Source organism: Streptomyces sp. SudanB5_2050 (genome assembly GCF_964272335.1).
Taxonomy (GTDB): domain Bacteria; phylum Actinomycetota; class Actinomycetes; order Streptomycetales; family Streptomycetaceae; genus Streptomyces; species Streptomyces rochei.
This window is the reverse complement of record NZ_OZ186760.1, coordinates 3899320-3917270: the sequence shown is the minus strand read 5'-3', so window position 1 is coordinate 3917270 and position 17951 is coordinate 3899320. Positions and strand designations below refer to the sequence as shown.

Below are 17951 nucleotides of genomic sequence, written 5' to 3'. Positions count from 1 at the left end.
CAGATCAGAGCGGTTTCTTGGATCGACGCGAGGGCTTGTTCACAGGGCTGTCCACCGGGTCGTGCACAGGTTTCGGCGAGTTCTCCACAGCATCTGGCCCGTCGTCCACATGGCCTGTGGATAACCAGATTGGCTGACGGTGCCCGCGGGCCTACGGTTGTCCGGCGCCTGCTCCGTCCGCCGGCTTGTGAACCCTCACAAAACCGACGCGCCAGAACCGGAGTTGGGCGTCTTATTTGTCAGTGTCGTGCCGTAGAAATGAGAGGCACGGCGAGGTCCGCTCGGCGGACGGGAGGAGGTGGCTCGGTGAGCATTTCCGAGCCCTTGGACGACCCGTGGGCCGACAGCGGTCCCAGCGATCGTCTGCCCGCTTCCCGCCGTCGCGGTGACAGTGGACGCGGCCGCGACGAGCAGCACGAGCGCGGTCCGGACAGCGGTGGGTGGGACGGCGGCGGGCCGTCGTTCGAGCGGGTGCCGCCGCAGGACCTGGACGCCGAACAGTCCGTGCTCGGTGGCATGCTCCTGTCCAAGGACGCCATCGCCGACGTCGTCGAGATCCTCAAAGGCCACGACTTCTACAAGCCGGCTCACGAGACGGTCTACCAGGCCATCCTCGACGTCTACGCCAAGGGCGAGCCCGCCGACCCCATCACGATCGCGGCCGAACTCACCAAACGCGGTGAGATCAACAAGGTCGGCGGCGCCTCGTACCTGCACACTCTCGTCCAGACCGTACCGACGGCGGCGAACGCCGCGTACTACGCGGAGATCGTGCACGAGCGTGCCGTGCTGCGCCGCCTGGTCGAGGCCGGTACCCGGATCACCCAGATGGGATACGCGGCCGACGACGATGTCGACGAGATCGTCAACCGTGCCCAGGCCGAGATCTACGCCGTCACCGAGCAGCGCACCAGCGAGGACTACCTGCCCCTCGGCGACATCATGGAGGGCGCGCTCGACGAGATCGAGGCGATCGGCTCGCGCAGCGGCGAGATGACCGGCGTACCGACGGGCTTCACGGACTTCGACTCCCTGACCAACGGTCTGCACCCGGGCCAGATGATCGTCATCGCCGCGCGTCCCGCGATGGGAAAGTCGACCCTGGCGCTGGACTTCGCACGGGCCGCGTCGATCAAGAACAACCTGCCGAGCGTGATCTTCTCGCTCGAGATGGGGCGCAACGAGATCGCGATGCGTCTGCTGTCCGCCGAGGCCCGCGTCGCCCTTCACCACATGCGCTCCGGCACCATGACGGACGACGATTGGACCCGTCTGGCCCGCCGGATGCCCGATGTGTCGGCCGCCCCGCTCTACATCGACGACTCGCCGAACCTGTCGATGATGGAGATCCGCGCCAAGTGCCGTCGGCTCAAGCAGCGCAACGACCTCAAGCTGGTCGTCATCGACTACCTCCAGCTGATGCAGTCCGGTGGATCCAAGCGCGCCGAGAGCCGTCAGCAAGAGGTCTCGGACATGTCCCGGAACCTCAAGCTCCTGGCCAAGGAGCTGGAGATCCCGGTCATCGCGCTCTCCCAGCTGAACCGTGGACCCGAGCAGCGCACCGACAAGAAGCCGATGGTCTCCGACCTGCGTGAGTCCGGTTCCATCGAGCAGGACGCCGACATGGTCATCCTGCTTCACCGTGAGGACGCCTACGAGAAGGAGTCGCCGCGGGCCGGCGAAGCCGACCTGATCGTGGCGAAGCACCGTAACGGTCCGACGGCGACGATCACGGTCGCCTTCCAGGGCCACTACTCACGTTTCGTGGACATGGCCCAGACCTGATCCCCGCGGCGGCCGGGGGAAATCAGCTCGACGCGGGGAGCGTCGGCCGCTGGACTGGGGGCATGACGACATCTCAGGAAACGCTGCTCCCCGCCACGCGCCGGGCCCTGCTGCACCGGATCGCCGTGGCCCAGACGGAAGGACGGGCGCCGTCGCTCGTCGCGGCGGTCGTGCGTGACGGCCGGGCCGTCTGGCACGGTGCGCGGACCTCGGTGGAGGGTCACGGACCGGACGAGCACGTGCAGTACCGGATCGGCTCGATCACCAAGACGTTCACCGCCGTGCTGGTGCTCCGGCTGCGCGACGAGGGCGCGATCGACCTCGGCGACCCGCTGGAGAAGCACCTGCCGGGTACGGGGGCGGGGGAGGCCACCATCGCCGAGTTGTTGGCCCACTCCGGCGGTCTGGCCGCGGAGTCGCCCGCGCCGTGGTGGGAGCGGACGCCGGGGTCGCTGCGGCCCGAGCTGGCCGACGTGCTGGGCAAGCAGCCGCTCCTCCACCCGGTGGGGCGTCGCCACCACTACTCGAACCCCGGCTACACCGTGCTCGGGGCGCTGGTCGAGAAGGTGCGCGGCGCGGCCTGGGAGGACGTGCTGCGGCAGGAGGTGCTGGACCCGCTGGGCCTGGACCGTACGTCCGGGCAACCGCGGTCACCGCACGCCGGCGGCTGGGCGGTGCACCCCTGGGCCGACGTGATGCTGCCCGAGCCGATCGAGGACCTCGGGCGGATGGCCCCGGCCGGTCAGCTCTGGTCCACCACGGGGGACCTGGCCCGGTTCGCCGTCTTCCTGACGCAGGGGGACGACAGGGTGCTGAGTGCCGCGTCCGTACGGGAGATGCGGGCGCCGGCGGCGGCCATGGAGGCAGCGGACATCGCCGACGGATCGGCGTACGGGCTGGGGCTGCAGATCCAGCACCGGGACGGCCGGCTGCTCGTGGGTCACTCCGGATCGCTGCCCGGTTTCCTGGCCAACCTCACGATCAGCGTGGAGGACGACGTCGCCGCCGTAGTGCTGGCCAACTGCACGTCCGGTCCGCTGCTGGCGGGCGTCGGCGCCGACCTCGTCCGGATCGTCGCCGAGGCGGAACCCAGAATCCCCGCGCCGTGGACTCCGCTGACGGAGGCCGATCCCTCCTGCCTGGAGCTGACCGGTCAGTGGTACTGGGGCACCCACGCCTTCGCGCTGCGGCTGACGGCCGACCAAGGGGTTTCGCTGGAGCCGCTGTCCGGTGCCGGTCGCCGCTCGCGGTTCCGGGCGAACGGCGACGGCACATGGACCGGGTTGGAGGGCTACTACGCCGGGGAACTGCTGCAAGCCGTGCGGCGCCCGGACGGAGCCGTGAGCCATCTGGACCTGGGGTCCTTCGTGTTCACACGACAGCCGTACGACGAGGGCGCTCCCGTGCCGGGCGGGGTGGACCCGCAGGGATGGCGCGGGATCGGCTAGGTCTCTCGTCCAGCCGGGGAACCGGGCCCTGTTTCACGTGAAACAGGGCCCGGTGTCTCCTCACAGTTGAAGCTTGAAGCCCGTGTGCGAGGCAGAGAAGCCAAGACGCTCGTAGAAGCGGTGAGCATCGCTGCGTGTCTTGTCGGAGGTGAGCTGCACCAGGTGGCATCCCTGTCGACGTGACTCGTCGACCGCCCACTCGATGAGCTGGGTGCCCAGACCACTGCCGCGCTCGTCGGCGTGGATGCGCACCCCTTCGATGATCGACCGGACGGCTCCGCGCCGGGACAGTCCGGGCACGATCGTCAGTTGGAGGGTGCCGACCACACGGCTGCCGCGGACGGCGACGACGAGGTGCTGGTTCGGGTCACCGCTGAGCCGTTCCAAGGCGGCCAGGTATGGACTCAGATCGTCCGGGGACTCGCGCTGGGCTCCCAGAGGATCGTCGGCGAGCATCGCGACCACCGCGGGGAGGTCGTTCTCCGTGAGGGGCCGTATCTCAAGATCTGTCATGGCCGCACCCTATGCAGGGAGGTTCACGCGGGCACCGGCGTCTTGAGGGTCTCGACGACCCGGACCAGCGGAGCCAGGTCAGGATTGGCGGCGGCTTCGTCGAGGGCCTCGCGCAGGGCGGCCTCATTGGTGGGCCGGGCCTCGTCCAGCAGCTTGAGGCCGGCCGCGGTGACGTTGGTGTAGATGCCGCGGCGGTCGGTGGGGCACAGGTACCGCTCGAGCAGCCCCCGGTCCTCGAGGCGGGTGACCAGGCGCGTGGTGGCGCTCTGGCTGAGGACGACGGCGTCCGCGACCTGCTTCATCTGCAGATGCCCGCCGTCGCCGTCGTGCTGGCGGCTGAGCACGTCGAGCAGGGAGTACTCGCGCACGCTCAGATCGTGGCCGGCCTGCAGGGCCCGCTCGATGTGGGCCTCGATCCTCCCGTGCAGCAGGGAGAGGGCGCACCAGCCCTGGGAGAGGGCGGTGAGCGCGGGATCCGTCGCTGTCATGTGTTCCTCCGTCCCGGAGCGGCTGACACCAGGGTAGACCAAGGCCGCAATTGCCCCCGGTTGCAATTAGCCCGCGCATGCAACTATTGTGAACGCACGCAAAGCGCTCCTGCAATCGTCTGGGAAGGTGTCCCCCTCCATGCCTCTCGCGCTTCTGGCCCTCGCGATCGGGGCCTTCGGTATCGGAACCACCGAATTCGTGATCATGGGCTTGCTGCCCGAGGTCGCGAACGACTACGGGGTCTCCATCCCCACCGCCGGCTTCCTGGTGACCGGGTACGCCCTCGGCGTGATGTTCGGCGCCCCACTGATGACCGTTCTCGGCACCAAGGTCCCGCGCAAGCGGATGCTGATGCTGCTGATGGGCCTCTTCATCGTCGGCAACCTGCTCTCCGCCCTGGCACCCGCCTTCGCCGTCATGCTGGCCGGCCGCGTCGTCGCCTCCCTGGCGCACGGAGCCTTCTTCGGCATCGGCTCGGTCGTCGCGGCCGATCTGGTCGCCCCGCACAAGCGGGCCGGAGCGATCGCGATGATGTTCACGGGCCTGACCGTCGCCAACGTCGTCGGTGTGCCCCTGGGCACGCTCGTCGGGCAGTCCGTCGGCTGGCGCGTCACCTTCGCCGTCGTCGCCGCGATCGGTGTCGTCGGCCTGGCCGGTGTCGCCAAGCTGGTCCCCGACCTCCCCAAGGCGGAGGGCGTGCGGCTGCGCCACGAACTGGCCGCGTTCAAGAACGTCCAGGTGCTGCTCGCGATGGCCATGACCGTTCTCGGCTTCGGCGGTGTCTTCGCGGCCATCACCTACATCGCGCCGATGATGACCCACGTCGCGGGATTCGCCGACGGTTCGGTCACCTGGCTGCTGGTCCTCTTCGGCCTCGGTATGGTCGGCGGCAACCTGGTGGGCGGCAAGTTCGCCGACCGGGCTCTGATGCCCATGCTGTACGTCTCCCTGGGCGCCCTCGCCGTCGTCCTCGCGCTCTTCACGCTCACCGCGCACGACAAGATCGCCTCGGCCGTGACCGTCTTCCTGATCGGCGCCCTCGGTTTCGCCACCGTCCCGCCGCTGCAGAAGCGGGTCCTGGACCACGCCCACGGCGCCCCGACGCTGGCGTCGGCCGTGAACATCGGCGCCTTCAACCTCGGCAACGCGCTCGCCGCCTGGCTCGGGGGCGTCGTCATCGGCGCCGGCTTCGGCTACACCGCCCCGAACTGGGTCGGTGCCGTGCTCGCCGCCGCCGCTCTGGTTCTCGCCTTCCTCTCGGCCGCCCTCGAACGGCGCGAGACCGCCGCGAGCAGGACCGTCGCGGGCTCCCTGCCCGTCGAACGGCCGACCACCACCGTCCACCACTGAACGACCCGGCCGCCGGGCCGGGGCCAGGGCCGTCCCCGTGCCCCTGCGGTCGATCCCGCCTCGACCTCACCGAGGCATCGCACCAGCTCAGCACCAGCCAAGGAGAACCCCTCATGACCACCACCGCTGTCGCCCCCCTGACCGTCCAGGACGCCGAAGCCCTCGTCACCACCGCCCACCGTGCCGCCGAGGCCGCCGGGGTCGCGGTCAGCGTCACCGTCCTGGACGCCGGCGGCCACCTGCTGGCCTTCCGGCGCGACGACCGGGCGGTGCTGATCTCCGGGGAGACCAGCACCCGCAAGGCCTACACGGCGCTCCAGCTGGACGCCCCCACCGCCGACCTCGTCGACGCCGTGCAGCCTGGAGGGCTTTTCCACACCCTGCCCACCGCGCTCGACCGGCCGTTGCTGTTCATCGCGGGCGGCGTGCCCGTACACCGCGACGGCCGGCTGATCGGCGCGATCGGGGTCGGTGGCGGCGCGCCCGAGCAGGACCACGCCTTCGCCACGACCGCCGTGGAGAAGCTCGGCTGACGGCAGCCCGCGCACACGAGGCCGGTTCCCCGGGACGTCACCGGGAACCGGCCTCACGCGTGTCGCGACGTACGGGACGGGTCAGCCCGCTGCCACCGTCAGCGGAGCGAACCGCCGCTGCCAGTCGCCCGGCAGCTCCGTGGTGCCGTACGTCATGACCGCGTTGGTGGCGACGGAGGACAGCCCACGCTCCCGCACCCAGGCCAGCAGCTCCTCGTGCCGTACGTCGATGTCCGTGCGGAGCGGCCGGTCGGTGCGGTCGGCCAGGGAGGCGACGAGCGCCTTGGCCGTCGTGGTGTCACGGGCGATGAGAGGGCCCACGACATGGGTGTCCATGTTGGGCCAGGCAGCGGCGTACCCGATGATCTCCCCGCCTTCCTCGGCGACCCGGAGCTGATCGGCGAACGCGGGCAGCCGTGTGATGACGTGGGTGCGGTCGGTGCCGAACACCTCCTCGTCGAGCCGGAGGATCGCGGTGAGGTCCTCCGCCGTGGCCGGGCGGGTGGCGACCGCGGGCTCCCGCCCGTCGGGGACGAAACGACCGCGCACCATCTCGGCCCGGCCGGTGGTCTTGAACCCCAGCTCCTCGTAGAGGGGCTGGCCGTACGGGGTGGCGTGCAGGGTGAGCGGAGTGGGACCCAGCGCACCGACGATGTGGCGCATCAGCCGGCGTCCCACACCCCGGCGGGCGTGTCGCTCGGCGACCAGCACCATGCCGATGGCGGCGAGGGAGGGACGGCCGTGCGGTCCGTACTCCGTGACGGTGCACGCGGTGACGAGTCCGCCGTCGGGGTCGTCGATGCCGTAGCCCTTTCCGGCGGTGAGGAGGAAGCCCCACTTGTGCTCCTCACGAGGCCACCCACGGTCCTCGGACAGGTCGGCGCAGGCGGTGAGGTCGCGGAGCGTCAGACGGCGGATCGGCAGCGAGGCGAGGGAAGGTGTCGACACGCAGGTCAGGCTGTCCGACGCCGGCCCCCGGCGTCCACCGCTTTCCGCGGAACGCGCGAGCTTTTGGCCACCGCGGGCGACGGCCGGGTCAGCCCAGGTCGGGTGCGTGCATCGCTCGCACGCCCTCGATGTTGCCGTCCAGATAGTGCCGCAGGGAGAGCGGCACGAGGTGGACCGAGGCGATCCCGACGCGAGTGAAGGGCACCCGGACGATCTCGTACTCACCGGCGGGTTCCTCGACTTCGGGGCCGTGCCGCAGGGACGGGTCCATGGACTCCAGGCGGCAGACGAAGAAGTGCTGCACCTTCACGCCGGTGGCCCCGCCGTCCTCACCGATGTGCTCCACCGTGTCCACGAAGCAGGGGACCACATCAGTGATCTTGGCGCCGAGTTCCTCGTACACCTCGCGGTGCAGGGCGTCCACGACGGTGGCATCGTCCGGCTCGACCCCGCCTCCGGGCGTGACCCAGTAAGGATCGACACCCGGCTTGGTGCGCTTGATCAGGATCAGGTGGGCACCGTCCAGGAGAACGGCGCGGGCGGTGCGCTTGACCACGGGTCGGACGGTCATGGGAGAAATGTGGCCCGGCTGGTTCCACGTGAAACATCACGGGTGCCAGGTGTTCCAAGGGGCGCTCAGCCCCAGTCCGCGGCCGCGCGCAGCAGCCATTCGTGGGCTCGGGCGATGTGCGGCATCGCCAGCGTGCCGGTGCGGACCACCAGGAAGTACGTCCGCAGCGGTGGCACCGCGGGGTCGTGAAGGGCGACGACTTCGCCCCGCGCCAGCGCCTCGGCGCACAGATACCGGGGCAGCACGGCGAGCCCGGCGCCCGCGACGGTGCAGGCGAGCACCGCGCGCAGGTCGGAGGCCACGACCGTGCCCGAGGCCGCCGGGCGGGCGTCGAAGACGGTCGCCCAGTAACGGGCGACGAAGGGCAGCGACTCGTGCACCTCGACCACGGGGATGTGCTCCAGGTCGGGTGCGCCGGTGCGGTGGGGCCGTACGGCGCCGGTCCCCTCCGCCCAGTGGGGCGCGGCGACCAGGATGTGCTCCTCGTCGCAGAGCGGGGTCGCCGTGAGCAGTGCGCCGCGCGGCCGGGCCGTCCCGATGGCCAGATCGTGATGCCCGGCCGCCAGGCCCTCCAGCGTCTCCTCGGCGGTCCCGAACGAGGCGCGCAGGGCGAAGCCCTGCCCGTCCTCACCGGTGAGCCTCGTGAGCGCGGGCAGCGCCCGCTCGGCGGTGAACTCCGGAGGCCCGGCCAGATGCAGGGTGCGCAGCGAGGAGCCGTCGTCCAGCCCGGTCTCGGTGATCTCGACCAGCGCGTCGAGATGCGGGGCGGCCTTGTGGGCGAGTTCGTCGCCGATGGTCGTCGGGGTCACACCGCGGGCCTGGCGGAGGAACAAAGGGCGCCCGAGCTGCCGCTCCAAGGTGCGGATCTGAGAGGTGACCGCCGGCTGGGAGAGGCCGAGCAGGGCCGCGGCGCGCGTGAAGGAACCGGCCCGGTGCACGGTCACGAACGTGCGAAGCAAGGCCAGATCCACCAGAGCCCCCCTCTTCTGTTCTCCGGCGACCCCCCGGCCGCGCTCAACTATAAATATGTCGATAGGTCGCTGTCGCTACTGTGATTGGACACTGACAGACAGTCAACTAGCCTGAATCGCGCGGTTCTTCGCGCGCGAGAACCGGAGGACGGTCCGAGCCACGAGGGGGGAGGCTCGGACCGTCCGTCGCGTCCGCCCGTCGGCGGGCCGCGATGCGGTCAGCCGGCCGATTCCTCGAGCGCGCGCAGCAGGTCGGACACCAGGTCCTCGGGGTCCTCGGCGCCCACCGAGAGCCGGACGAAGCCCTCCGGCACCGCGTCGCCGCCCCAGCGCCCGCGCCGCTCGGCCGTGGAGCGCACCCCGCCGAAGCTCGTCGCGCCCTCGACGAGCCGCAGCGCGTCGAGGAAGCGATCGGCACGCTCACGCGTCGGCAGCGTGAAGGAGACGACGCACCCGAAGCGCCGCATCTGCTGCGAGGCGACCTTGTGCGAGGGGTCGTCGGGCAGCCCCGGGTAGCGCAGGCCGCTGATCTCGGGCCGCGCACGCAGCGCCTCGGCCACCTTGAGCGCGGTCGCGTTCTGCCGGTCCGCACGCAGCTGGAGGGTGGCGATCGAGCGGTGCGCGAGCCACGCCTCCATCGGCCCCGGGATCGCGCCGACGATCTTGCGCCAGCGCCGTACGGCTGCCATCGCTCCGGCGTCGCGACCGGCGACGTAGCCCAGCAGGACGTCGCCGTGCCCGGTGAGCTGCTTGGTGCCGCTGGCCACCGAGAAGTCCGCCCCCAGGTCCAGGGGGCGCTGCCCGAGGGGCGTGGCGAGCGTGTTGTCGACGGCCACCAGGGCGCCGCGCGCGTGCGCCGCCTCGGCGAGCCGCCGGACGTCGCAGACGTCCAGCCCGGGGTTGGACGGTGTCTCGATCCACAGCAGCCTCGCCCCGTCCAGCACGTCGAGCTGGGCGTCCTCGGCGGTGGGGGCGGTGCGCACCTCGATGCCGTACGCCTCCAGCTGGGCGCGGACCAGGGGCAGCGCCTGGTAGCCGTCGTCGGGCAGGACGACCGCGTCCCCGGTACGAAGCTGTGAGAAGAGCACCGAGGAGATCGCGGCCATGCCGGAGGCGAACACCAGCGTCTCGACGTCGTCCTGCCCGGGTGCCTCCAGTTCCCCGATGGCACGCTCGAGATGGGTCCAGGTCGGGTTCTCGTCGCGTCCGTAGGTGTACGGGCCGGTCGGCTCCCCCGGCAGGTGGAAGTGGGCGGCGAAGACGGGACCGGGCAGCGTCGGCTCGTGCTTGACGGGTTCCGGCAGCCCGGCCCGCACCGCGCGGGTGCCGTCGCCGACGCCCGGGTGGCTTCCGTCCGTGTCCGCCACGTTCTGGTCGCTGGTCGCGGAATCGCTCATGCCGCTCGTCCTCTCACCTGCTCGCGCACTGCGGCGAGCAGTCCGGCGCTCGCCGCCTCCACCATCTCAAGGCACTCCTCGAAGCCGTCCGCGCCCCCGTAGTACGGATCCGGCACGTCGAGGTCGCCGTGGTCGGCGGCCGGGTCGTAGGAGCGCAGCAGCCGCACCTTGTCCGCGTCCCGCTCGGTCGGCGCCAGGCGGCGCAGCGTCCGCAGATGACCCGCGTCCAGGGCGATGACGAGATCGAGCCGGGCGAACCAGGAGGGATCGAACCGGCGGGCCGTGTGGTCCAGGGAGTGACCGTTCTCCTCGAGGACGGCCATGGTGCGAGGGTCGGCGCCCTCGCCGTCGTGCCAGCCGTCGGTGCCCGCGCTGTCGACCTGGACCAGGCCGTCCAGCCCTGCCTCCGCCACGTGGGCGCGGAAGACGGCCTCGGCCATCGGGGAGCGGCAGATGTTGCCCGTGCACACGAAGCAGACGCGGTAGGTCATGGGATCAGTCCTTGTCGGGCAGGAACGCGTTGAGGGCCCAGGAGACGACCGAGACGATCAGTCCGCCGAGGACGGCGGTCCAGAACCCGTCGACGTGGAAGCTCAGGTCGAGCTTGTCGGCCAGCCACGAGGTGAGCAACAGCATCAGCGCGTTGACCACGAGGGTGAACAGGCCGAGGGTCAGGATGAACAGGGGGAAGGTCAGCACCTGCACGATGGGCTTGACCAGCATGTTGACCAGGCCGAACACGAGGGCGACGACGATCAGGGTGAGGGTCTTCTCGCCGGTGCTGCCCCCGGTCAGCGTGATCTTGTCGAGCAGCCACACGGCGACCGCCAGGGCCGCCGCGTTGGCGATCGTCTTGACTAGGAAATTCTTCATGTGTCTGATCGTGGCAGACGCGATCGGAAACGAACGGTGAGGCAGGGGCGGACGAGGCGATGAAGGCATTCCGGCTGGACGAACTGGAGGCGGAGCGCGCCGCCAACGACGGTGCCTACCTGCAGTTCCTGCGTGAGCGGAACATGTCGGTCGGTCTGTACGCCCTCGACGCGGGCACGTCCGACCCCCAGCAGCCGCACAACCAGGACGAGGTGTACTTCGTGGTGAGCGGCCGGGCCGCGATCACCGTGGGCATGGAGACCACCCAGGTCGCCCGCGGCAGTGTGGTCTACGTGCCGGCCGGCGTCGCCCACAAGTTCCATCACATCAGCGAGGACCTGCGGGTTCTGGTGGTGTTCTCTCCGCCCGAGAGCTGAGCGGCGTCTCCGGGATCCCTAGGGGATCGGTCAGGGGGAGACAAGGGGCGCGGGCACCCTGCCGGGGCCCGCGCGGCCCTAGCATCGGGTGCAGGACATTCAGGTGCTTCCCGGCGGACCCCGGGCTCCCCGGCAGCCGAGGGGCCCGCACCCGATCGGGCGGAGAGGTAAGGACGAGGGCGATGCGAGAGATCTTCACAGGACTGCCGTGGTGGGTGAAGTGGATCGCGGTGCCGGTCATCGCCCTGGTGGTGTTCGGCGGATTGATCGCCAGCGTGGTCGGCTTCGTGATCGGACTGCTGTTCAAGCTGCTGCTCTTCGTCGCGCTCGTCGGCGGACTGATCTACGTCGTACGCAAGTTCATGTCGAATTCATCGTCCCGCAGCGACTGGTGAGGTCTGTGGGACACCGGTGGCGGTAACAGGAATCGCCGGTTCCCTCGCGCGAGGGAAGTTTGCCGCGGGGACCGTCTGCGGGCGGTGACCGGCGATTAGAGTCCGGATCTCGACGCGGGGGCGACCCCGCGAGCGGCGTACCCCCCCACCCGTGTTCCCCGCACGGGGCTGCCCCCTCGCGTTCCGGGAGTGACCCTTGGCCACGGCTGACACCGCATTTGTCCCGCTGCACGCCTTGCCCGCGCAGCCCCGAGCGACGCCCCGGGCGCCGTCCCCACCCGCCTCCGCGGACCCTCCCTCGGCCACGCTCATCGGATCCGTGCAGCGGGCGATGCGCCTGCTGGAGTGCGTCGCCGGCCACGAGTACGGAGCCCCGGCCAAACAGCTGGCCCGGGAGACCGGGCTGGCGCTGCCCACGGCGTACCACCTGCTGCGCACCCTGGTGCACGAGGGCTACCTGCGCCGGGAGAAGGGGCTGTTCTTCCTCGGCGAGGCCGCCGAACGGCTGAGCAGCAGAGGGGCCCAGCAGAAACGTCGCAGCACGGTGGTCGACGCGTTGGCCCGCTGGCGCGACGCGATCGGCGTTCCCGTGTACTACGCCATGTACCGCGACGGCGAGATCGAGGTCATGTGCGTCTCCGACACCCCGGGCAATCCGGCCGTGGAGGAGTGGGCGGACTTCCGCGAGACCGGACACGCGCACGCCATCGGGCAGTGCCTGCTCTCGCAGCTGGACGAGGAGGCCCGCCGCGATCACCTGGACCGCTACCCGGTGCGCCCCGTCACGCCGTACACGGTGCGTGATGGCAATGCCCTGCTGAAACGGCTGGAACGCATGCGCCGGATGGCTCCGGTGATCGAACGCCAGGAGTACGCCCTGGGGACGGTCTGCGCGGCGATCCCCCTCACGGTCGGCACCACGGCCGCCACCATGGCCATTTCCCTGCCCCTCCACCAGGCCGATCGGCTGCTGCCCGCGGCGCAGCGGTTGCAGGACGAAGTGGGACGGCTCCTGGGATCGCTGACGCTCTCTATCAGTATCTGAAAACTCACTCCTTGTGATCTGGTGTGTACGTTGAGCAAGATGCCACCAGTGTTAGAGGTTTGATTCCCGGACAGTCGACGGCGAATGACGGGTGTGCGATGGGCGAGTCCGTACAGGCAGAGGTCATGATGAGCTTTCTCGTGTCCGAGGAGCTCTCGTTCCGCATCCCCGTGGAGCTGCGTTACGAGACCTGTGATCCCTATGCCGTGCGACTGACCTTCCATCTGCCCGGGGACGCGCCGGTGACCTGGGCCTTCGGTCGAGAGCTGCTGGTCGACGGGGTGGGCCGGCCGTGCGGTGACGGTGATGTCCGCATCGCGCCCGTCGACCCGGAGCCGCTCGCCGAGGTGCTGATCCGCCTTCAGGTCGGCCACGACCAGGCGCTGTTCCGCTCCTCGGCGGCTCCCCTGGTGGCGTTCCTCGACCGCACCGACAAGCTGGTGCCACTGGGGCAGGAGGGGGCACTCGCCGACTTCGACACCCACCTCGACGAGGCTCTGGACCGCATCCTGGCGGAAGAGCAGAGCGCGGGCTGAACCGTTACGGCAGCAGCTCCTGTGCGTGCCGTAACGCTTCACCGCTGCGGGCGCCGCTGGTTCAGCGCTTGCGGCGCCGGCCCCGCCCGCCGCGTGCGGGCGCCACGCCCGTCGGCTGTGCTGCCGGGCGGTCCGCGGGCCGGTCGGCCGACACGACCAGCGCCGCGAGCGCGGTGGTGACCGGGACGGAGGCCACCAGGCCGATCGACCCCACCAGAGTGCGGACGATCTCCTCCGCGACCAGCTCGCTGTTGGCCACCGTCCCGACGCCGCTCTGCGCGATGGAGAACAGGAGCAGCAGCGGCAGGGCGGCGCCCGCGTAGGCGAGCACCAGGGTGTTGACGACCGAGGCGATGTGGTCGCGGCCGATACGGATGCCGGCGCGGTACAGCCCCCGTCGGCCCAGCGTGGGGTTGGCCTCGTGCAGTTCCCAGACCGCCGACGTCTGGGTGACGGTCACGTCGTCGAGCACGCCGAGCGAACCGATGATGACTCCGGCCAGCAGCAGACCGCTCATGTCGATCGTCGGATACAGACCGTGGATGAGGCCGGTGTTGTCGTCCGTGTTGCCGGTCAGCGCGGCCCAGCCGATGAACAGCGACCCGAGCACGCCGATCAGCACCAGGGAGATGAGCGTGCCCAGTACGGCCACCGATGTGCGGGCCGACAGACCATGGCACAGATACAGCGCGATCAGCATGATGGCGCTGGACCCGATCACCGCCACCAGCAGCGGGTTGGAGCCCTGCAGGATGGCGGGCAGGATGAAGAAGTTCAGCAGCAGGAAGCTGACGGCCAGCGAGATCAGGGCCATGAGACCCCGCAGCCGCCCGACGACCACGACCGCGAGGGCGAAGATGCCGGCGAGCAGCGCCATGGGGACCCGGCGGTTGATGTCGGTCACCGAGTACTGCAGGTCCTCGGGTGCGGAGGGCTCGTAGGCGACGACGACCTTCTGCCCCTCGCTCAGTTGCCGTGACTGGTCCGGCTGCACGATCTCGTCGAACGTGCGGCCCTTGTCCTTGCCGCTGTCGACCCGGATCGTCGCCCGCTTGCACTCGCCGTTCGCCTGCTGCACCGCGGAGGAGCCCTCGGCGGTGGACGTGTCGCCGGTCGGCGGTACGCCGGAGGCGTTGACGGACTGGCAGCTCAGCTCGACCACCTTGGTGACCGTGCCCTGTTGGGTCTGCCGGTCGAAACCGACCCCCGTGCGTTCGTGCGGCGGGGCTCCGCCCGGCCACAACACCGCGAGCCCGACCAGCACGGCCGCCGCGAACGGGATGAGGACCGCGGCGATGACCTTCCGCAGATGGCGGGAGACGGGTGCCGCCGGGCCGTGGCTGTGCGCGTGCGCGTGTCCGTGACCGCCGGCGCCCGTGCCGTGAGCACCGGGTGAGGCCGGGCCGGATTCACGGCCGTCGCCGTGCCCGGTGCCCGCTCCTCGGCGGGGATCGTGCGGGGGGAAGGGGGGCTGCTGCGGTGTGGTCACCGGCCGATCATCGCAAGAACCAGGGGGGCCCTCTGTTCACCGCGCCCGAATTGACGCTAGCGTGGAGGCACCTTTGTACACGCGGGAGCTCGGAGCACCGGGCTGAGAGGGCGCTGACCTCCGTCCCAGCAATGTTTCACGGGAAACATCACCGAAGCCGAGTGATGTTCCCCACGAAGCGTTCGCAGACGGAAGCCGCTGCGTCGACCGCCGAACCTGTTACCGGGTAATGCCGGCGTAGGGAGTAGGTCTCATGACCATCAAGGACACACGCACGCCTGCCTCCACGCAGAACTCCGCCCAGGAGGAGACCGCTGAGGTCGGGAAGTCCATCGGCTGGCACAAGGCGTACGTCGAGGGCTCACGCCCCGACCTGCGCGTGCCGGTCCGTCAGGTGCACCTCACCAACGGGCGGTCGGTCACGCTGTACGACACCTCGGGCCCGTACACCGACCCGCACGTCGACACCGACGTCCGCCGGGGACTGCCGCCGCTGCGGGAGAACTGGATCATCGCCCGCGGCGACACCGAGGAGTACGCGGGCCGTCCCGTCCGCCCCGAGGACGACGGGATCAAGCACACCTCGCCGCGTGGCGGCCTGCGCAATCTCGACGCGGTCTTCCCCGGCCGCCCCCGCCAGCCGCGCCGCGGGCGCGGCGGCACCGCGGTCACGCAGCTCGCGTACGCGCGCCGCGGAGAGATCACGCCGGAGATGGAGTACGTCGCCCTCCGGGAGAACGTGGCGCCGGAGGTGGTCCGCGAGGAGATCGCGGCGGGCCGTGCCGTGCTGCCGGCCAACGTCAACCACCCGGAGATCGAGCCGATGATCATCGGCAAGCGGTTCCTGGTGAAGGTCAACGCCAACATCGGCAACTCGGCGGTGACCTCCTCCATCGAGGAGGAGGTCGAGAAGATGACCTGGGCGACCCGCTGGGGCGCCGACACGGTGATGGATCTGTCCACCGGCCGCAACATCCACACCACGCGCGAGTGGGTGCTGCGCAACTCCCCCGTCCCCATCGGCACGGTGCCGCTCTACCAGGCACTGGAAAAAGTCGACGGCCGGGCCGAGGAGCTGACCTGGGAGATCTACAAGGACACGGTCATCGAGCAGGCCGAGCAGGGTGTGGACTACATGACGGTCCACGCCGGGGTGCGTCTGGCGTACGTACCGCTGACCGCGAACCGCAAGACGGGCATCGTCTCGCGCGGTGGTTCGATCATGGCGGCGTGGTGCCTGGCGCACCACAAGGAGTCCTTCCTGTACGAGAACTTCGAGGAACTCTGCGAGATCCTCGCCTCCTACGACGTCACCTACTCGCTCGGTGACGGACTGCGGCCGGGCTCCATCGCGGACGCCAACGACCAGGCGCAGTTCGCGGAGTTGCGCACGCTCGGGGAACTCAACACGATCGCCAAGCGCCACAACGTGCAGACCATGATCGAGGGCCCGGGCCACGTCCCGATGCACAAGATCAAGGAGAACATCGACCTCCAGCAGGAGATCTGCGAGGAGGCTCCGTTCTACACGCTCGGTCCGTTGACGACCGACATCGCGCCCGCCTACGACCACATCACCTCCGGCATCGGCGCCGCGATGATCGCCTGGTGGGGCACGGCCATGCTCTGCTACGTCACGCCCAAGGAGCACCTGGGCCTGCCCAACCGCGACGACGTCAAGACCGGCGTCATCACCTACAAGATCGCCGCCCATGCCGCCGACCTCGCCAAGGGGCATCCGGGTGCCCAGGAGTGGGATGACGCGCTGTCGGACGCCCGGTTCGAGTTCCGGTGGGAGGACCAGTTCAACCTGGCCCTCGACCCGGACACGGCAAGGGAGTTCCACGACGAGACGCTGCCGGCCGAGCCTGCCAAGACGGCCCACTTCTGCTCCATGTGCGGGCCGAAGTTCTGCTCGATGAAGATCAGCCAGAGCATCACGGAGCGGTTCGGCGGCGCGGCCGCCGAAGGAGCCTCGCCCGAGGAGGTCGCCGAGGGGATGCTCCAGAAGTCGCGGGAGTTCGCGGCGAGCGGCAACCGGGTGTACCTGCCGATCGCCGACTGACCTCGACCGGCGCGATCCCCGTGCCCACGGCACGGGACATCGCGCCCGGCAGGCGTCCGCGCCGCCGCGCAGCCGTGGCGCGGACCACTGCCGCCGCGCGGGCGGGCGCCCGTTGCCGTCGCCCGCCCGGAGGCGGCTACTCGGGCCGGTGCTCCGGGCCGCCGAAGTCCGGGCTGCTGTAGTCCGGACTCGAGTAGCTCGGCCGCGGTCCCGTCGCGGGGCCTTCGCCGGGACTCGTGAACCCCGGACGGCCGTAGCCGAGGTGCGGCATCCGGCTCGTCGGTGCCGACGGTCCCGTCGGATGCAGCGCCGTGGCGCCCGGATCGGCCAGTGCCTCCCGCAGGAACGGCAGGATGCCGCGCTCCAGCAGGGCGTTGTGCCAGGCGTCCCGCGCCCGGGCCACCTCCTCGTCGAGTTCGCCGTAGAAGGCGGATTCGGCGAAGGGGCGGTTGCGCAGTGCGGTGAGCAGCAGGCCGACGGCGGCGACGAGGATCGCCACCGCGGTCACGGCGCCGAACACCCACCCGGTGGTGAGCATGGTCTGCGCGAAGGTCTGCCCCGGGTCGAGCATCTTCAGGAGGTAACCGACGAGCAGGAAGATCGCCGCGGCGGTGCCGGCCAGGACGGGTGCCAGGACGGCGACGACGGCGACGGCCCCCGCGCCGGTCGCCTCGGCGACCTCGCCCATGGTGGCGGCGAGGCCCGTCCCGCCCGTGCCCTGCTCCTCGGAGCCGGACCCGCGCGCGGCCGGTGCCCGGTCGGACGGCGCCGGGTGGCGCAGTTCCTCGCGGACCTTGACGTAGTGCTGGTACTCGGTGGCGGCCGCCCCGGTGATCAGAGCGGTGGCGTTGAGCGCCATGGTGCGCAGTTGTTCGGAGTTGAGCCGCCGTCCGACGGCGGCCAGCTCCGGGCGGTGTGGTGCGGAGCGCAGCGCCTCGTCGAGGAGCCGCTCGTACTCCTGGCGGTCCTCGTGCGGCAGGTGCTGCGGAACGCTGTTCATGTGCATCCCCCGATGCTCCGTAGGGCTTGGGGCTCGCATGCCAACGAGCCGTCGGGCAGAAACGGAGGGGAGCCTGCTACGGATAAGCCGATGGTAGAGCGGTGACGGTGCGCGGTGACAGGGGGTTTCCAGAAATTGGGTGCCGACCTGTACGGACACCGCCGCC

Annotated in this window: 19 protein-coding genes and 1 riboswitch; of the genes, 9 read left to right on the top strand and 10 right to left on the bottom strand. The window is 70.4% G+C overall.

Annotation, left to right across the window (positions count from 1 at the left end):
• The first annotated feature begins 306 nt into the window (after positions 1-306).
• Both dnaB and ACFZP7_RS17460 read left to right on the top strand, forming a co-directional pair.
• Positions 307-1785: a replicative DNA helicase gene (dnaB, locus tag ACFZP7_RS17465; protein WP_029393057.1), complete on the top strand. Its 1479-nt coding sequence runs from the start codon at positions 307-309 to the stop codon at positions 1783-1785.
• A 62-nt stretch (positions 1786-1847) separates the two neighbouring features.
• A complete protein-coding gene (locus tag ACFZP7_RS17460; RefSeq protein WP_385634759.1) occupies positions 1848-3233 on the top strand; it encodes a serine hydrolase domain-containing protein in 1386 nt (461 codons plus the stop codon).
• Positions 3234-3293: 60 nt separating this feature from the next.
• On the opposite strand, the gene ACFZP7_RS17455 is transcribed toward ACFZP7_RS17460, so the two are convergent.
• Both ACFZP7_RS17455 and ACFZP7_RS17450 read right to left on the bottom strand, forming a co-directional pair.
• The gene (locus ACFZP7_RS17455) at positions 3294-3746 is read right to left on the bottom strand and encodes a GNAT family N-acetyltransferase (RefSeq protein ID WP_019324678.1); all 453 of its coding nucleotides are present in this window, start codon (positions 3744-3746) and stop codon (positions 3294-3296) included.
• 23 nt (positions 3747-3769) lie between these two features.
• A complete protein-coding gene (locus tag ACFZP7_RS17450; RefSeq protein WP_019324677.1) occupies positions 3770-4234 on the bottom strand; it encodes a MarR family winged helix-turn-helix transcriptional regulator in 465 nt (154 codons plus the stop codon).
• Between the two features lie 139 nt (positions 4235-4373).
• Between ACFZP7_RS17450 and ACFZP7_RS17445 the strand changes: the two genes are divergently transcribed.
• The gene (locus tag ACFZP7_RS17445) at positions 4374-5585 is read left to right on the top strand and encodes an MFS transporter (RefSeq protein ID WP_385634758.1); all 1212 of its coding nucleotides are present in this window, start codon (positions 4374-4376) and stop codon (positions 5583-5585) included.
• A 113-nt stretch (positions 5586-5698) separates the two neighbouring features.
• On the top strand, positions 5699-6118 hold the full coding sequence (locus tag ACFZP7_RS17440; protein ID WP_062131345.1) for a heme-binding protein: 420 nt from the start codon (positions 5699-5701) through the stop codon (positions 6116-6118).
• 81 nt (positions 6119-6199) lie between these two features.
• Here the strand turns inward: ACFZP7_RS17440 and ACFZP7_RS17435 are convergent, their stop codons facing one another.
• From ACFZP7_RS17435 to ACFZP7_RS17410, 6 genes are all read right to left on the bottom strand, one after another.
• The gene (locus ACFZP7_RS17435) at positions 6200-7066 is read right to left on the bottom strand and encodes a GNAT family N-acetyltransferase (RefSeq protein ID WP_385634757.1); all 867 of its coding nucleotides are present in this window, start codon (positions 7064-7066) and stop codon (positions 6200-6202) included.
• Positions 7067-7154: 88 nt separating this feature from the next.
• Positions 7155-7637: an NUDIX domain-containing protein gene (locus ACFZP7_RS17430; RefSeq protein WP_019324673.1), complete on the bottom strand. Its 483-nt coding sequence runs from the start codon at positions 7635-7637 to the stop codon at positions 7155-7157.
• 65 nt (positions 7638-7702) lie between these two features.
• Complete coding sequence (locus ACFZP7_RS17425) at positions 7703-8608, bottom strand: LysR family transcriptional regulator (protein ID WP_385634756.1); 906 nt, start codon at positions 8606-8608, stop codon at positions 7703-7705.
• A gap of 218 nt (positions 8609-8826) precedes the next feature.
• Positions 8827-10005 (bottom strand): cystathionine gamma-lyase, encoded by a 1179-nt coding sequence (locus ACFZP7_RS17420; RefSeq protein ID WP_220670775.1) that lies wholly within the window; start codon positions 10003-10005, stop codon positions 8827-8829.
• Positions 10002-10496 carry a low molecular weight protein-tyrosine-phosphatase gene (locus tag ACFZP7_RS17415; RefSeq protein ID WP_385634755.1) on the bottom strand — a complete coding sequence of 165 codons (495 nt, stop codon included), beginning with the start codon at positions 10494-10496 and terminating at the stop codon, positions 10002-10004. The genes ACFZP7_RS17420 and ACFZP7_RS17415 overlap by 4 nt, the downstream gene beginning before the upstream one ends.
• A gap of 4 nt (positions 10497-10500) precedes the next feature.
• On the bottom strand, positions 10501-10878 hold the full coding sequence (locus ACFZP7_RS17410; protein ID WP_019324669.1) for a phage holin family protein: 378 nt from the start codon (positions 10876-10878) through the stop codon (positions 10501-10503).
• A 59-nt stretch (positions 10879-10937) separates the two neighbouring features.
• Between ACFZP7_RS17410 and ACFZP7_RS17405 the strand changes: the two genes are divergently transcribed.
• The 4 genes from ACFZP7_RS17405 to ACFZP7_RS17390 all read left to right on the top strand — a co-directional run bounded on the left by ACFZP7_RS17405 (position 10938) and on the right by ACFZP7_RS17390 (position 13231).
• Entirely contained in the window at positions 10938-11255 is a 318-nt protein-coding gene (locus ACFZP7_RS17405) for a cupin domain-containing protein (protein WP_019324668.1), read from the top strand.
• A gap of 182 nt (positions 11256-11437) precedes the next feature.
• Positions 11438-11650 (top strand): DUF5326 family protein, encoded by a 213-nt coding sequence (locus ACFZP7_RS17400; RefSeq protein WP_019324667.1) that lies wholly within the window; start codon positions 11438-11440, stop codon positions 11648-11650.
• Between the two features lie 319 nt (positions 11651-11969).
• Positions 11970-12695 carry an IclR family transcriptional regulator gene (locus ACFZP7_RS17395; protein WP_019324666.1) on the top strand — a complete coding sequence of 242 codons (726 nt, stop codon included), beginning with the start codon at positions 11970-11972 and terminating at the stop codon, positions 12693-12695.
• Between the two features lie 98 nt (positions 12696-12793).
• Positions 12794-13231, top strand: coding sequence for an SsgA family sporulation/cell division regulator (locus ACFZP7_RS17390; protein WP_030971441.1), 438 nt, complete (start codon positions 12794-12796; stop codon positions 13229-13231).
• A 61-nt stretch (positions 13232-13292) separates the two neighbouring features.
• On the opposite strand, the gene ACFZP7_RS17385 is transcribed toward ACFZP7_RS17390, so the two are convergent.
• Positions 13293-14720, bottom strand: a complete 1428-nt coding sequence (locus tag ACFZP7_RS17385; RefSeq protein WP_385634754.1) for a YibE/F family protein — start codon at positions 14718-14720, stop codon at positions 13293-13295.
• Between the two features lie 71 nt (positions 14721-14791).
• Positions 14792-14981, top strand: a riboswitch (TPP riboswitch).
• Between ACFZP7_RS17385 and thiC the strand changes: the two genes are divergently transcribed.
• On the top strand, positions 14974-16785 hold the full coding sequence (thiC, locus tag ACFZP7_RS17380) for a phosphomethylpyrimidine synthase ThiC (RefSeq protein ID WP_127444090.1): 1812 nt from the start codon (positions 14974-14976) through the stop codon (positions 16783-16785). It overlaps the preceding riboswitch by 8 nt.
• A gap of 136 nt (positions 16786-16921) precedes the next feature.
• Here thiC and ACFZP7_RS17375 read toward each other — a convergent pair whose 3' ends face one another.
• A complete protein-coding gene (locus ACFZP7_RS17375; RefSeq protein WP_030971445.1) occupies positions 16922-17791 on the bottom strand; it encodes a hypothetical protein in 870 nt (289 codons plus the stop codon).
• Positions 17792-17951: the final 160 nt, after the last annotated feature.

Bases quoted from the DNA above. Each gene is read 5' to 3' on its own strand.
- ACFZP7_RS17455 (WP_019324678.1), bottom strand. From the start codon at position 3,746: ATGACAGATCTTGAGATACGGCCCCTCACGGAGAACGACCTCCCCGCG.
- ACFZP7_RS17440 (WP_062131345.1), top strand. From the start codon at position 5,699: ATGACCACCACCGCTGTCGCCCCCCTGACCGTCCAGGACGCCGAAGCC.
- ACFZP7_RS17400 (WP_019324667.1), top strand. From the start codon at position 11,438: ATGCGAGAGATCTTCACAGGACTGCCGTGGTGGGTGAAGTGGATCGCG.
- ACFZP7_RS17405 (WP_019324668.1), top strand. From the start codon at position 10,938: ATGAAGGCATTCCGGCTGGACGAACTGGAGGCGGAGCGCGCCGCCAAC.
- ACFZP7_RS17450 (WP_019324677.1), bottom strand. From the start codon at position 4,234: ATGACAGCGACGGATCCCGCGCTCACCGCCCTCTCCCAGGGCTGGTGC.
- ACFZP7_RS17420 (WP_220670775.1), bottom strand. From the start codon at position 10,005: ATGAGCGATTCCGCGACCAGCGACCAGAACGTGGCGGACACGGACGGA.
- ACFZP7_RS17410 (WP_019324669.1), bottom strand. From the start codon at position 10,878: ATGAAGAATTTCCTAGTCAAGACGATCGCCAACGCGGCGGCCCTGGCG.
- thiC (WP_127444090.1), top strand. From the start codon at position 14,974: ATGACCATCAAGGACACACGCACGCCTGCCTCCACGCAGAACTCCGCC.
- ACFZP7_RS17445 (WP_385634758.1), top strand. From the start codon at position 4,374: ATGCCTCTCGCGCTTCTGGCCCTCGCGATCGGGGCCTTCGGTATCGGA.
- ACFZP7_RS17390 (WP_030971441.1), top strand. From the start codon at position 12,794: ATGGGCGAGTCCGTACAGGCAGAGGTCATGATGAGCTTTCTCGTGTCC.
- ACFZP7_RS17415 (WP_385634755.1), bottom strand. From the start codon at position 10,496: ATGACCTACCGCGTCTGCTTCGTGTGCACGGGCAACATCTGCCGCTCC.
- ACFZP7_RS17375 (WP_030971445.1), bottom strand. From the start codon at position 17,791: ATGCACATGAACAGCGTTCCGCAGCACCTGCCGCACGAGGACCGCCAG.
- ACFZP7_RS17460 (WP_385634759.1), top strand. From the start codon at position 1,848: ATGACGACATCTCAGGAAACGCTGCTCCCCGCCACGCGCCGGGCCCTG.
- ACFZP7_RS17430 (WP_019324673.1), bottom strand. From the start codon at position 7,637: ATGACCGTCCGACCCGTGGTCAAGCGCACCGCCCGCGCCGTTCTCCTG.